Origin of the sequence: Pseudoalteromonas sp. S327 (assembly GCF_005886415.1) — a bacterium.
GTDB lineage: Bacteria > Pseudomonadota > Gammaproteobacteria > Enterobacterales > Alteromonadaceae > Pseudoalteromonas > Pseudoalteromonas atlantica.
In genome coordinates this window covers 1-13,611 of record NZ_PNDP01000034.1, presented here as the reverse complement: position 1 = coordinate 13,611, position 13,611 = coordinate 1, and the positions used below count along the sequence as shown (strand labels likewise).

General features: G+C 37.1%; 13 protein-coding genes and 2 pseudogenes. 10 read left to right on the top strand and 5 right to left on the bottom strand.

The genetic code is table 11. The features are described from left to right. The first annotated feature begins 364 nt into the window (after positions 1-364). Positions 365-1,837 carry an NAD(P)H-hydrate dehydratase gene (locus tag CWB60_RS11105; RefSeq protein ID WP_138578973.1) on the top strand — a complete coding sequence of 491 codons (1,473 nt, stop codon included), beginning with the start codon at positions 365-367 and terminating at the stop codon, positions 1,835-1,837. A gap of 4 nt (positions 1,838-1,841) precedes the next feature. Here the strand turns inward: CWB60_RS11105 and CWB60_RS11100 are convergent, their stop codons facing one another. Together CWB60_RS11100 and CWB60_RS20745 are read right to left on the bottom strand one after the other, a co-directional pair. Further along, positions 1,842-2,234, bottom strand: a complete 393-nt coding sequence (locus CWB60_RS11100) for a VOC family protein (RefSeq protein ID WP_138578975.1) — start codon at positions 2,232-2,234, stop codon at positions 1,842-1,844. A gap of 224 nt (positions 2,235-2,458) precedes the next feature. Then, positions 2,459-2,614, bottom strand: coding sequence for a hypothetical protein (locus CWB60_RS20745; RefSeq protein ID WP_024031481.1), 156 nt, complete (start codon positions 2,612-2,614; stop codon positions 2,459-2,461). 637 nt (positions 2,615-3,251) lie between these two features. Here CWB60_RS20745 and CWB60_RS11095 point away from each other — a divergent pair. The 8 genes from CWB60_RS11095 (at position 3,252) to CWB60_RS11060 (ending at position 11,159) form a co-directional block, all read left to right on the top strand. Further along, on the top strand, positions 3,252-3,956 hold the full coding sequence (locus CWB60_RS11095; RefSeq protein ID WP_138578977.1) for an HNH endonuclease: 705 nt from the start codon (positions 3,252-3,254) through the stop codon (positions 3,954-3,956). A 373-nt stretch (positions 3,957-4,329) separates the two neighbouring features. Continuing rightward, positions 4,330-5,442 (top strand): HNH endonuclease, encoded by a 1,113-nt coding sequence (locus CWB60_RS11090; RefSeq protein WP_138578979.1) that lies wholly within the window; start codon positions 4,330-4,332, stop codon positions 5,440-5,442. Positions 5,443-5,576: 134 nt separating this feature from the next. Beyond that, complete coding sequence (locus CWB60_RS11085) at positions 5,577-5,972, top strand: hypothetical protein (RefSeq protein WP_138628008.1); 396 nt, start codon at positions 5,577-5,579, stop codon at positions 5,970-5,972. 118 nt (positions 5,973-6,090) lie between these two features. Continuing rightward, entirely contained in the window at positions 6,091-6,636 is a 546-nt protein-coding gene (locus CWB60_RS11080) for a hypothetical protein (protein ID WP_138578983.1), read from the top strand. A gap of 942 nt (positions 6,637-7,578) precedes the next feature. Continuing rightward, positions 7,579-7,785, top strand: coding sequence for a helix-turn-helix transcriptional regulator (locus tag CWB60_RS11075; RefSeq protein ID WP_138578985.1), 207 nt, complete (start codon positions 7,579-7,581; stop codon positions 7,783-7,785). A gap of 167 nt (positions 7,786-7,952) precedes the next feature. Next, entirely contained in the window at positions 7,953-8,234 is a 282-nt protein-coding gene (locus tag CWB60_RS11070; protein WP_138578987.1) for a plasmid mobilization protein, read from the top strand. Beyond that, positions 8,234-10,732, top strand: a complete 2,499-nt coding sequence (mobF, locus tag CWB60_RS11065; RefSeq protein WP_138578989.1) for a MobF family relaxase — start codon at positions 8,234-8,236, stop codon at positions 10,730-10,732. Before CWB60_RS11070 ends, mobF begins: the two co-directional genes overlap by 1 nt. A gap of 55 nt (positions 10,733-10,787) precedes the next feature. Then, positions 10,788-11,159 (top strand): MbcA/ParS/Xre antitoxin family protein, encoded by a 372-nt coding sequence (locus CWB60_RS11060; RefSeq protein ID WP_138578992.1) that lies wholly within the window; start codon positions 10,788-10,790, stop codon positions 11,157-11,159. 82 nt (positions 11,160-11,241) lie between these two features. Here CWB60_RS11060 and CWB60_RS11055 read toward each other — a convergent pair. Then, positions 11,242-11,518 (bottom strand): annotated as a pseudogene (locus CWB60_RS11055) (integrase core domain-containing protein); the annotation flags it as partial. Positions 11,519-11,900: 382 nt separating this feature from the next. Then, complete coding sequence (locus CWB60_RS11050; RefSeq protein WP_138578994.1) at positions 11,901-12,158, bottom strand: Arm DNA-binding domain-containing protein; 258 nt, start codon at positions 12,156-12,158, stop codon at positions 11,901-11,903. Positions 12,159-12,298: 140 nt separating this feature from the next. Here CWB60_RS11050 and CWB60_RS11045 point away from each other — a divergent pair, with 140 nt between their 5' ends. Further along, positions 12,299-13,036, top strand: a complete 738-nt coding sequence (locus tag CWB60_RS11045; RefSeq protein WP_138578996.1) for an endonuclease — start codon at positions 12,299-12,301, stop codon at positions 13,034-13,036. Positions 13,037-13,146: 110 nt separating this feature from the next. On the opposite strand, the pseudogene CWB60_RS20980 reads toward CWB60_RS11045, so the two are convergent. Next, a pseudogene (locus CWB60_RS20980) lies at positions 13,147-13,299 on the bottom strand (integrase); the annotation flags it as partial. Positions 13,300-13,611 lie beyond the last annotated feature (312 nt).

The following is a 13,611-nucleotide window of genomic DNA, read 5'->3' as shown; positions in this document are numbered from 1 at the left end:
ACACACCTTCCTAACTCATTAGTGAAACCAAACAGCGCCGATGATAGTGTAGCATTTGCTATGTGTAATTAGGAAATAGCAAGGCTCCAAATACAAGAAAGCCCGACTCGAAAGAGCCGGGCTTTTTTACGTCTGCAGACAAGTTAAATACATGTCTTTACGTAATATCCCCACCTCCGTAGCGTGGGTTGAGTATCACGAAACCCGCGGCAAAAGCCCACCACAGAACTCACACTCTTTGTACTAAAGCCTTCAATTTTCGTTTTAATAGCTGTTTAACATGCTAAATCCGCTATTGAAAAGTGCTCTTTTATCCCAAGCTATAGTTATAGAGCATCTACACACTTATTTATGGCGAGTTTCTATGTTAAATAAACAAAGGCATATTTACACAAAAGAGCAGATTCGCTCCTATGAGGGAGAGGCGGCTAAGCAATGTGGAATAGATTTATTTACTTTAATGCAGCGAGCGGGGGAGTCCGTATACAAGCAGTGGCAGTCTTTTAACGCTAAGCTTACTTTGATTATTGTAGGTAATGGCAATAATGCGGGTGATGCTTACATAGCCGCGTGTTTAATTAAGGACTCTGGCGCAGAGGTTAAAGTTTGCGCTATAGATCCTGCTAAAACACTCAGTGGTGATGCTGCTAAAGCAAAGCAGCTATGGCTTGATACTGGTGGCATAGTTAACGAGTTTGCAAAGAGTGATTTAGATTGCTGTGACTGTGTGATTGATGGGTTACTAGGTACTGTGCTTAATTCACCTGTTCGCGAAAATTATTGTGAGATTATTACTGCCATCAACCAAAGCGAAAAGCCTGTTTTAAGTATCGATGTTCCCTCAGGGATTGATGCAAATACAGGTGAAGTATTAGGCGCAGCTATTCAGGCAACAAAAACACTTACTTTTATTGCGATTAAACAGGGCCTTTCTACAGGGACAGGTAAACAGCATGCCGGTGAGTTGATTCTCGATGAATTAGCAATTGAAGATACTTTTAGTCAACTGGCTTCACCTTGTGCTCACTTGATAAATATAGATAGCTTTAAACGTTTGGGCTCTCGGGCTTTAAATAGCCATAAGGGCAATCATGGCAAGTTATTATGCGTAGGTGGCAACCAAGGTACTGCGGGAGCAATTAGGCTCAGTAGTGAAGCTGCGCTACGAGCAGGTGCGGGGATGGTGAAGGTTTATACGCATCAAAGCTCTATTATGCCAATAAGCATAGGTAGGGCAGAATTAATGGTCATGAGTGAAAACCTTGAACAGGCTTTAGAGTGGGCAAGTTGTGTTGTACTTGGTCCTGGACTTGGGCAGGATGAATGGGCTAAAAAAACGTTTTGCACAGTAATGCACTATTGCCAAGAGCACAATACGCCGCTTGTACTTGATGCTGATGCACTTAATTTATTAGCTGAAAATGCAAGTGCTTATACGTTGGCTCAATGTGTTCTTACTCCGCATCCTGGTGAGGCGGCTCGGCTCATTAGCAAAAATACATCTGAAATAGAGTCAAATAGGTTTGATAGCGTGCGATTATGCGCAAAACGGTATAATGCTACTTGCATATTAAAAGGCGCTGGCTCTTTAATTGATAACGGTAAAAACACTTGGGTGTGTGAAAATGGTAATGCAGCACTTGCCGTGGGAGGGAGTGGCGACGTACTTACAGGTATTATTGGTGCATTGCTTGCTCAAGGGCTTAGTATCGATGAAGCAGCGCGATACGGGGTAACTCTTCATGCTCGAGCTGGTGAAGTTGCGGCTGAAGAGCAAGGGCAGCGCGGCATGCTACCCTCGGATTTATTTCAAATAGTCAGGTCGTTAATCAACTAAGTATTTAGCTTTGTTGAATAAGATCCCATTTGTTACCATAGAGATCTTCAAATACGGCCACCGTACCGTAAGGCTCATTACGAGGCTGCTCATGAAATACTACGCCATTTTCTAGCATGCTTTCGTAGTCGTGCCAAAAGTTGTCAGTGTTTAAAAATAGCCATACACGGCTACCTGCTTGATTACCAACAGCGTTAAACTGCTCAGGCTCTGTGGCTTGTGCAAGTAATATATGTGTGCCGTTTGAGTTGGGTGGAGTTATTAACACCCAGCGTTTTCCATCACCTAAATCCGTATCTTCCACTAATTCAAAGCTTAATTTTTTTGTATAAAATGCGATTGCTTCGTCATAGTCTTTTACAACAAGAGCAATACTACCTATATGCTGCTTTGGCATAACTTAAAAACCTAAAGTTGTTTTATGTCGGTGTATTTTCACATATCAATACAGGGTTAAATAGTATAGGTAAATGTTTATTAAAGCTTATTTTAAGGGGAGTTGTACGTTATACATTGGCTTCGCATATAGGGTTAGTAGTAAAAAGGTTCACTCTATTTTAAACCTTAGAGCATGCTTAAAGCGTCCTTAAAGAGTGTTTTAATTTACGTAGCTAAACTGGCTTACTCATCTTCATTCGTAGGGTCGTCACCTGAGTCTTCTTTTCGTTTACGCTGCTCTTGCTTGGCCTTTTGAACATTTTCATAAGTAGGGGGTGGGATAGGCATAAGTGAAATTAGTGGAAAAAATGCTAAAAATAAATACGCTCCTTTAGACATGCTCTTACCCCATATAACGAGCTTAAGCATAATCCAAGCAATAAATACCACTAACCCTGTTATAAGTGATACCAAAATAAAGAAGGAGATTAATTCATTATTATTAAGCAAATCCTTTTACCTTTAATCCAATAACTCATGGTATAGATTTGGAGATAAATTAAGCAATAACAATAGGCTTGTACTAAAAAGCAAAAACCCAGCCGAAGCTGGGTTTTTATATAAGCAAGGTGCTTAAAGGAGGATGATCACATCATGCCGCCCATTAGCTTGTTTTTAAAGGGGTGAAAGCCTAATTTCTAAAATATACCCCAACTTATACCCCACTTTTTGTATGGGTGCATTGTTGTAAGTTCATACCTATGAAATCAGTTTTTCTGAGAGAAGTAAAGAATGATATTCCCCATTATTATAATTAGCTCTTAGCGTTCTAAATATCAAAAATGCGTATTCTTAATAAAGTATTGACTGCATTATTTAAAGGTACTAATTAATTTCGTGTGTTATATATGTACTGACCTCATAATATGAAGCTGTGTACTTAAGCAGTGAGCAATTATTTAAGAGTATCAATTTAATGGCCAGTTTAAGCCGCAGTTAGGGTAGCCACTATAATCTAAAAAGGAAATATTACATTATGAGTTATAAAGATTTTAATAGTTATGAAGCTATTATACATGCGATACAGGAATACAGGTCACTAGGGCGTGAAGAATATCTTATGAAGTATAGAGGTAAAGCTACAGCATCCAACAGCTTTACCTACTTTGTTTGCTACGAAGGTCTATTGTATGAATGTAAGCCTATTTTTCTAGGTGCATACTTTCATCAATTTGGTAAACATTTAGAAAATACGAGTACTAGCGGTGTTAAAGGATCCATAAAACCTATATTGGAAAGTTTGGGCTTTTCTGTTTACTCTGGCGTTGATAGCGAAGTACCTGAAGACATTGCTGAATTAATTGCAGAACAGCCAAAGAGAGCTCCAATATTCGTTAACCGAATCATTAGGAACTCACAGATCGCAGAAGATATAAAAGAACTATATGGTCACAAATGTCAGATATGTGACGAAGTATTAGAAACACCAAAGGGGTTTTATGCTGAAGGGGCACATATAAAGCCATTAGGCTCTCCTCATCATGGTCCAGATACTAAAGAAAATCTATTGTGCCTTTGTCCAAATCACCATGCGCTTTTTGATAAAAAAGCTATTGTTATTCATGATGATTATACAGTGGAGTTTATAACATGCCCCCAAGGCAAAGAAATAAAATTGACAGTTCAAGCTGAACATAAAATTGATCAAGCTTTAGTCAAATATCATAGAGAAGAAGTTTAATAGTAATTTAAATTCTTGCCTCTAAAGAGATGTAGTAGCTCATATCCGATCTTACAGTTTAAAAGAACGAGGTTAGACTTCGCCTGACAGGCGGCTTTGAGCGATAAGCGGTCATTGAGATTGGCTAAATATCGTCGTTAATTGATTAGCCAAACTGCGCTTTGCGCATATATTCATGTAGATGAGCGGCAAGCGCATATTGTTCAATTTAACATTAGTTAAAAGTTTTAGAAAACATAGAGATAGTAATATCTTAGGTTATTTGTTAAAACATACAATGTAGATAAATGAGCGTGGAGTCGGCAGAAATATGCGCGATGAGCGCACTATTATTGTTATGTGAGCGCGTACTGAGAGAGCATGAGCTATATCAATGAGTAAATTGAAGGGGAAGAATAAACACGGGCTTTCTAGATATATCCCCAAAGAAATCAAGGCGTCTATTCGTAGGGATGCAGGGTACGGCTGTGTTTTCTGTGGTTGTGTATTAGTCGAATATGAACATATCGAACCAGAATTCCATAATGCTTTGAAGCATACGCCTGAAAAAATGACAATTCTTTGTCCTATGTGCCATGACAAAGTAACAAAAAAAATTATTTCAAAACAGAAAGTCTGGGAAGCTAAGAGCAACCCGAAAGGTTTAGAGCAAGGATATGTAAATGATACGCTATTTCCTAACACTGATACCCTAGATTTCCTGTTAGGAAATATGCGATATCAGAATATGGGGATTGCAATTACGCTCCACGGGAAGCCACTTTTTTGGTTTGAGGAACCCGAAGATAAGGGAGATCCTTGTACGATTTGTTGTATTTTTTACGGACTGGACGGTTCGCCGATAGCGTACATAAATCGAAACGAATATATAGCATTAGTAGGAAGTTTAGATGTTGTCAGCGTCGGTACAAAATTAAAAATATCCGACAAAAGAAACGGCTGTATTTTGGATATTTCTAGAATTGGTGGCGAACCACTTCATGTGGAGAGTCTCTATACGCAGCTTCACGATATAAAGTTAATAATTAAGGGTGCTGACAGTCCGGTTCTTTTTGGAAATATAGACGTTCCTGAAGATAAACTGGGAGGTATTGGTTCTCTTACGCTAGCGGGCCAAGGGCTTGAATCAAAAGCAGTTGCTCTTGGCGGTATTCCCAGTAGAAAAATTGGTGATACATTAATAACTTCGGTTTATTCATGCCTATATGGTACACCGATCAGAAATAGTTCAGGGCAGCACAAGGGCTGGCTTGTTAATGGTAACCTTATAAATTTCAATGGTGAACAGGTAGGTGTAATTAAAGATGGAAACGCTTTTTCTTTAACGGGTGAATTTGTTTCATTCTTAAAAGACGACAAGCTTACTTTCCCCAATGATCAATATGAGGATGGTGAGCCGATATATATAAGACCCGGTAGCCGTGCGGGTTGGGCCGTAAAAATGGTCCCTGAGTATGATTTAAGCCATAGGTTCTTTGGGTTTTGAAAATTCACATAACAAGCCGCTCCAGCCTGACGTCTGGTACTACGCGCCTTTTGTGTTACTCGCTGGCGCTCAAACAATAACACAAAATTCGCTCCATACCAGCCGCAGCTGAGCGTTAAATGCCTAAAGGATTTATGAGCATAATTTCCGAAAATGACATAAGAGAATTCATTGAACCTTATATTGGAAAAGTGGTTAGTCGTGTCCGTCAAGGTCATGGTAGTGCCATTTTCTTAGAAGTAGATGATCTAACAATTATGATCGAATGGAGTTGGAGAGTTGAAAAAGGTAATCAAATTGCTTTTGGTAGTTGGTCGGAAGAAAGTGCTTTTAAAAATCATTTAGCGACATTAAACGGTTTATTTCTTTCTAATATTTCATTTCAATCTAGGCTCCCTGAAGTCGTTGTCGAGTTAACTGACAATACTTGGGTGTGTTCATTCTCTACAGTAGAAGGTGATCCTGAATGGGCTTTAATTACACCTACTAATACTTTACTGTCAAAAAGTGGTTGTTTAGCTTTCGAGTAAACGGCACTTAACAAGTTGCTTAAACGGACACAAACAGCTGGCTGTGCTTCGTTCCTCGCTATTATAGCCAGCCATTTTTAGCCGCTTAGCAAAGCGTTATATGTAAAAGGAGTAATTCATGGCAGAAGAAAAAAATAGCATTGATGCTTCTATAGAGGCATTGGATGCTTATATAGAAAAAAACAAAGATGAAGGACATCGTATATTCTCATATTTGAGGATGTTTAGCATAACCATTTTAATGGTCATCCTAATGCTCTACATTATTCCGCTATATATGACTGCCGCTAAACTTGATTCTGCTTTAGCTTCAGCAAAAATACCGGACGTAGTGCTATATGGTCTATTTGCCATATTTGTCGTTGTATTCGGTGTAGTGATGGCTATTTATCGTTTTCATTTAAACGAAATCTCTAGGACTGAGCATTATAAAATTGGTTTCATGCGTATACGTGTAGCAGCTAATAATTTTGATAAAGAGGGGTTTAATTCAGAAGTGCGCTTATCGCTTACTGCTGATGCGTTCTCTTACCAACCTAGTTCAGTATTCTCTGGCAAAGAGAAGAAGGTTGAGAGTCCGCTTCCCGGACATCCAACTTCTGATTTATCAGCTGTTGTACTTAATAAGCTTTTGGATGGCCTTGAAGTTAAGAAGAAACAGTAACATATAACAAACGCATCAATTAGGGCGCTCGCAAGCTCGCGCCTATTACGCGGGAGTTACGAACGCCCTCTCATGGCACTTCTGCGACTGTCAGATTTGATTAAGTCCTAACAGTCAAAGCTGACAGATAAAGTTAATACTTATTTAAAAAGACTGTGTGGTTATGTAGTTATATAATCTGACTTTGAAAGATCTATTGAGTGGTGCTAATTATGATGAGTTACGAGTCAACCATGACGAGTTACGTGCCAACCATGACGAGGTACGTGTCAACCATGACGAGGTACGTGTCAACCATGACGAGTTACGTGTCATCCATGACACGCAAGTATTTTACTTTTTTGGTTTTTTTATTAAAAAACTTAATGAGCTTATTCTCTACATTACTTTTATTTATAATTTTATAATTATTTATAATCGTTATATTAATTTATAACATATTGAATTCTTTCTGTAATATTTAAATATGGTTTTAATTCACGTTTTAAAAATAATTTATCATATGGATGCTATAGTTAACTTCGGTAAGGGTGAGGTTGTTTTTATATTTAAATCTAGCCTTACTTCTTACTACCGGGTGAACTGAGTTTACCCCAGAGTTAGAGCTGAACCTATTCTTGGGGGGAACTAACCCTGCTATTAGTATTGCTGTACTTTAGTACCTTACTTCTGAATTATAAGAATAGCTGAATCCTACTTTTGAAATTACTTAAGTCGTTTATTCAAAATCGTCACTTAAATTGCTGCTGCTTTTAATACATATAGCCCCTGCATGATTTAGCCATATCTAAAATTAACTCACCTAATCTAGTGGACTAGCTATTGATGAGAGATACCTCTCACTTTTGAAATGATCTCCTGTAAACACTTTTGAAACCTTATATTATTCTTTGGCTTGTTGGTTTTCAGCAAGAGTAAATTATTAATCTATAAGGTTAAATTATGAAATTTAAAAATAAAATCATTCGTTTGAAAGAATTAAGGGAGGAGCTACAAGTTAGTAAAAGTACCTTATGGCGCTGGCGGCTAGACCCTAACTTTCCAAAACCTATTTTACTAGGCTCTCGCTCTGTAGGCTTTTTTGTAAAAGATGTAGATACGTGGCTTCTTACGCGTAAAAAGATGACTGAGAAGGGGCAAGTTAAATAATCAGTTCTATTTGTCTCTAGACATTATGCACGGTTTGTATTTTTTCAAAAAATAAAATTAAAAAAGCTAAACTTAACAACAACATAAGAAAACCGATATGTAATACATAATAACTAAAATTAAGTTTTAAGTTATTAATTTAGATGAAGAAATCAAGGTTTTCAATTATGAGTGAAAAATTAGAAAAAGCGGTAACTATAAGATTTACAAGAGATGATTACAGCAAATTAGAATTTAAAGCAGAAAATGAGGGGACAACAATAGCGAGTATTATACGCAAATCTTGCCTAAATTATTTTGAGCAACAAAAAATAGAAAACCACTTAACTCTAATGGAGCAAAGGCAAAGACAACTTTTGATAGAAGTAATCTCTGTAATGCTAAATTTGAACGAAGATGAAAAAGAGGAGGCCATTGATCGTCTAATTGAAAATGGAATTAAACTTTAGTGATTTCAATATCGAAGCAATCTCGGCTGGATTATTACATTGAAAATGATCATCAAACCAACACGAAGCCTTTAGATATTCTTTATACGGGGGCAGTTTCAAAGGCGTTGAACTTTAAACCAAAAATGTATTTTAATGAATTAAAAAATATATTTTCAGGATGTGATATCCATGGCAAGCAGCTCATTGGCTCCGTAAAGAGTAAAAAAGTAGAAATATTGGATATAGTTTTTAACGCGCCGAAACCTATCTCTAAAGCTTTTGTACGAGTTGATGATCTATTTCAAAAACGTATAGACGAAGCCCAGTTTCAAGCTGTCCTAGGGGCTCTAGAGTTTCTGGAGTTAAAAGTGTCTTTTACTAGAACTGGGCAGGGAGGTAAAAACCTAAAAAAAACAAAGGGCTTTGCAGCATTGTTGTTTAAACATTACGAGTCAAGGGAGGGGGATTTTCATTTACATACGCATGCACTTCTTTCTCGGTTAACTTTGAGAGAAGATGGTAAGTGGGCTAGTTTGCATTCACACCTTATATACCGCTGGCAAAAAGCCGCTGTACAAGTTTATAGAGCTTTATTAGCCAGTGGCTTAAGAGAGTTAGGCTTTAAAATAATTAGGGTAGATGAAACAGATTGTTTTACATTTTCAGGGAGCAATCTTGATATTTGTAGGCTTTTTTCTAAGCGAAGTGAAGGCATTAATAATAAACTAGAAGAGATGGGTCTTGAAGATAGTAGCCCTGAAGTGAAAAACAAAGTTTCACTTTATTCAAGAAAACCAAAACAAAAAAAGATTTTGACTAGTCAGATAAATACTTGGCGTATGGCTTTGAACGAGCTAGGTTACACTGAAGAAGAGCTATATAAAAATCTGAATACAGAAAACGTACCGACTATAGAGGCCTTGCCTGTAGTTTTAATTATCAAAAAACTGACACTATCAAATGCAATTGTAGATATACGCAAAATATATGAAATAGCAGCAACTGAAGCTCAGTTCTTTCATGTGAACTTATCCGAAATCTTGAATACTGTAGAGGCTATCCTCAACAATACAAGACTTTTAGGGCCGGTTATCAATTCAACCGGACAGGAAATTTACACAACAAAGCCTATGTTGCGGTTTGAAAACGAGCTAGTTGGTCTGGCTGATTCATTGCGAGGTAATAATAACTATCGGCTTTCTGAAAATGTTATCAAGCAAGCAATTAGCAAGCAAGAATTAGAGCAGGGGTTCAAATTATCATTAGAGCAAAGTTGCTCAATACAGAAGCTTACCAACACAGGATTAGAAATTTTACAAGGTAGGGCTGGAGCTGGTAAATCTACATCTATGAAGGCATTGCGTATAGCTTACGAACTATCAGGATATAAATTAGTGGGCGCTACAGTATCTAAAGCAGCAGCGACTCAGTTGGAAGCCGAAACAGGTATAAATAGTTGTACCTTCGAAAAGCTATTAATTGAAATTAAACATAAAAATAATAAATTTACTAATACGGTAATATTAATTGATGAAGCTGGGTTAGTTCCTTCATTAGATTTATTAGCGCTATTAAAGGAAATAAAGAGATCTGGTTCTAAATTGGTTTTAGTAGGCGAAGTTGAGCAGTTACGTGCTATTAACCATGGAGGGTGTTTATTATACTTGTCCAAAAGATATGGCTTTACAGAGTTACAAACTATATATAGACAGCGTGAGAATTGGGCTAAAAGTCTTGTAACAGTATTGAGATCTGGTGACTCAATAAAAGCACTTAAAATAATGATTGCAAAAGGACTATTGCATATAGCCGAGACTAGGGAGCTTGCTTTGGAGAGATTGATAAAACGTTGGTCAATCTATGTAGATACGAATCCAAAAAAAGATTGGTTAGTTATAGCTTATAGCTGGAAAGATATTCAACCTTTGAATGAATTTATTAGAAGTGAATTACAGCAAAGAGGTTTGCTAGGTGAAGAGGATATAAAGGCTAATTGTGTTGTTTCTGAGAGGTATTTTTTGCAAAAATTTTCAAGCCACGATCGTGTCAGGTTTACTAAAAATACGCCTGAACGAAATCTGATAAATGGCCAACTTGGCATTATTAAGGAGGTTAAAGCTATCAATTCGGATATTCTTTTTACTATAAAAAAAGACTCTGGTGAAGAAGTTACATTTTTAAAATCAGAATATTCTAACGAGCAAGGCGCACTTCAGTTAGTACATGCATATGCTTTTACGGTATACAGTAGTCAGGGAAGAACGATCGATGGCGACACTTTTGTATTTTATAACAAAGCAATGGATAGGGCAGCCTCTTATGTTGCAGGCTCAAGACACAAAGATCGTTGTCATTGGTTTGTAGATGGTAATAGTTTAGATGTGCAGAATGCTTTAGATGCAGTAAACGAAAAAGTCCAAAACCAAAACCCTATTAAAGTAAAAAGGCTTGCTGAATATATGAGTTCTGAACGCTCAGAAGTAATGGCTTTAGAGTATTGGAACAATACAGCTTAACATCGTTATAATTTTTTATTATTAAGAAACAAGTTTTTAAGGTGTAATAATATATATGGATAAAGTTCGTCAAGAAGACCTACAAAGAACGGCCCAAGTGGCATTAAAAACTTTTTTTAATATAATGAAAGCTTGGCAGATAGAGCCTTATAAGCAAAAAACATTGCTAGGTGCCAAAGGTGCTCATATATATGAGCAGTGGCAACAAGGGTGTGCTGGAAGCCTCAGTGAAGACGTACTAATAAGAATCTCTTACGTCATCGGCATTTATAGAGGGCTAGGCTTAATATTTAATGACCGCTTACAAGCTGATAGTTGGATAAATAAACCTAATGAGCACTTTGATGGATTATCGGCACTTGAATACATCCTTGATGACGTAGATGAGGGTTTAAAGAATGTGCGTACTTTAATAGATATCATTTAGGTGAATTGCAACAACTACATTCAGATGTACTAGCTCAGACTTGATCTGATAGTTACCCGTTTTTCAATCGGTGACTGTCATTTTAGATTTGAGCTAAATTCTTCTCAGCCCAAATCGATTTCCCATCTAATAATGTTTCCAATGGCGTTCTGCCACAGCACATTTTTCCTTGATGAGTTCGGTCATTATTATAATAAATCATCGATTCGCCCAGATCCTTTTGTAATTCCCCTAACGAGCTTTACGGAATGTAATTTGATAAAATTCATGAGTATAACTTTATGGAAACGTTCGCAGATACCATTTGTTTTTGGTGACATAGCTTTGGTTTTTGTGTGATCGATATCTGTACTCACCAGCTTTCACTAGACAGTTTTTAACTCAAAATAGTACGCATCTTCAAACTGCTGTTACAATACTTGCATTTAAATTGATGCACATAATCTATCGTTTTTTGAGAAACGAAATGCTGCTATGGTGAGCTAAATATTTAAATAGTGCGATGAGCTAATTGCATTCGTTATGATGATAGTTTTCTTGTTAGCTTAATAAAGTTGAGCTATGCCATGAAAATCACGAGGCACAATAGCATCTATTTTATAGCTAAAATTTATTGATTATATTTATACCCTATAATTCTCTAAGGTAAGTAGTTTAGCCAACAACACAGTAATTTTGCTTGTTGGCTATAATTTTTATTTGGTTAAACTCTAACAAGGCCCTTAACCTTTGTTAACTTACCTAACTCATAGGGACTGTTGAATTGCTAAGAAGCAAGCGGGCTTCGTTCGCTTTAGTGCGCGCCTGTTCGAGAGTTGTTTGAGGGTAATTCCCCAAGACTATCTCTTTATGCCTATCATCAAAAATATAGCGGAAACGAAATTGCTTTAAGCCTGTATTTTTTACCAATACATATAAGTTTTTACCGAGATCTTTTTTAGTATGTTTCTGCCCAGAATTGCATTTTAAGTTTTTAATTTCTTGATTATTTAATTTCATTTTCTAAACACCTTTTAGTTGGATTAGGTGTATCTTAATAAAAGATGGATCTATTTATATCTCAAAGTATGTGAGAAACCCCACATAAACTTATAAAAGTATCTGTGGCACCTTATGAATTCTAAATTTAAGATAACCTTATGAAATTTTTAATAGCATTCTTTATAACAATACTAGGCACTTTTGAGGTATTCGCTGAAAATCAAGAAATAGAATCATTTAGTAAAGCGAAGAAGGTGTTAGACAAGCAAGTTCATAACAATCACCGAAGTACGCTTTACTGTGGTGCCGAATTTAATTCCCATAAAAAAGTAACTACCCCAAAAGGTTTTACTACAACTAAGTATCTTAAGCGTGCTCAAAAAATTGAGTGGGAACATGTTGTGCCAGCAGAGAACTTTGGTCGTACTTTCAGTGAATGGAGAGATGGGCATAGTCAATGTGTTAGTAGCAGAGGGAAGTCGTTTAAAGGTCGAAGATGTGCGGAGAAAGTGAGCACTGAGTATCGCTTTATGCAGGCAGACATGTTCAACCTTTATCCTGCTATAGGTGCCGTTAATGCACTGAGAAGTAATTATAATTTCACTATCCTGCCTTCAGCACAAAGTGATTTCGGTAGCTGTGCGATGAAGATAGATAATAGAAAAGCAGAGCCGCCTGAATTAGCAAGAGGGGCGATTACACGTACTTACCTTTATATGGAAAGTGCTTATAAACGATATAATATGAGTGCATCACAAAGAAAGCTAATGAAAGCGTGGGACAAAATGTATCCAGTAAATAACTGGGAGTGTGATCGAGCAAAGAAAATATCTAGTTTACAGAAAAGCGAGAACAACGTTGTTAAAAGTCGGTGTGAAGCAAGTGGACTTCTATGAGTGCTTTTCTATAGCTAAGTATTTACAATCTGCAAAGTGATGTGTGGGTAATTGAAAGGTTACAACTCGTAATGGGGCAAAGGCAGCACAAGAACACTGCCTGAGTTAAATCAACAATCGGTTTCTTTCAATATCTTAATGGCATCTTCAATCTCTATTCCTAAATATCTGATGGTGTTATCAATTTTTGTATGACCAAGTAGTAACTGAATGGCCCGTATATTTTTCGTTCGAGCATAAACGAAAGTCGCTTTGGTTCTTTGGGCTTTCAATAAAATACTTTGATAAATTAAGGGCAATTGCCAAGCCTGCCGAACTATAACGGTAAGAACTGGGCTCTAAGCCTGACTTTTTGATCAACATTTGTAGAGTAAACCCGTTCGCAGTGTGTGGAAAGTTGATCACCTTTTGTAGGGTAAACCCGTTCGTAGTGTGTAGAAAACTGATCATCTCTTCACTAAATTACCGATACTCTGGCCTATTTGCCTAGCGATAACGGTAAGAACTGGGCTCTAAGCCTGACTTTTAGATCACTTTTTGTAGAGCAGCACAGTACAGCATGTGGCGTGTGGGAA

Coding starts and splice junctions, on each gene's coding strand:
- CWB60_RS11075 (WP_138578985.1), top strand. CDS start 7,579: ATGAAATTTAAAAATAAAATCATTCGTTTGAAAGAATTAAGGGAGGAG.
- CWB60_RS20745 (WP_024031481.1), bottom strand. CDS start 2,614: ATGTCTAAAGGAGCGTATTTATTTTTAGCATTTTTTCCACTAATTTCA.
- CWB60_RS11050 (WP_138578994.1), bottom strand. CDS start 12,158: ATGAAATTAAATAATCAAGAAATTAAAAACTTAAAATGCAATTCTGGG.
- CWB60_RS11085 (WP_138628008.1), top strand. CDS start 5,577: ATGAGCATAATTTCCGAAAATGACATAAGAGAATTCATTGAACCTTAT.
- CWB60_RS11080 (WP_138578983.1), top strand. CDS start 6,091: ATGGCAGAAGAAAAAAATAGCATTGATGCTTCTATAGAGGCATTGGAT.
- CWB60_RS11060 (WP_138578992.1), top strand. CDS start 10,788: ATGGATAAAGTTCGTCAAGAAGACCTACAAAGAACGGCCCAAGTGGCA.
- CWB60_RS11095 (WP_138578977.1), top strand. CDS start 3,252: ATGAGTTATAAAGATTTTAATAGTTATGAAGCTATTATACATGCGATA.
- CWB60_RS11105 (WP_138578973.1), top strand. CDS start 365: ATGTTAAATAAACAAAGGCATATTTACACAAAAGAGCAGATTCGCTCC.
- CWB60_RS11100 (WP_138578975.1), bottom strand. CDS start 2,234: ATGCCAAAGCAGCATATAGGTAGTATTGCTCTTGTTGTAAAAGACTAT.
- CWB60_RS11070 (WP_138578987.1), top strand. CDS start 7,953: ATGAGTGAAAAATTAGAAAAAGCGGTAACTATAAGATTTACAAGAGAT.
- CWB60_RS11090 (WP_138578979.1), top strand. CDS start 4,330: ATGAGTAAATTGAAGGGGAAGAATAAACACGGGCTTTCTAGATATATC.
- CWB60_RS11045 (WP_138578996.1), top strand. CDS start 12,299: ATGAAATTTTTAATAGCATTCTTTATAACAATACTAGGCACTTTTGAG.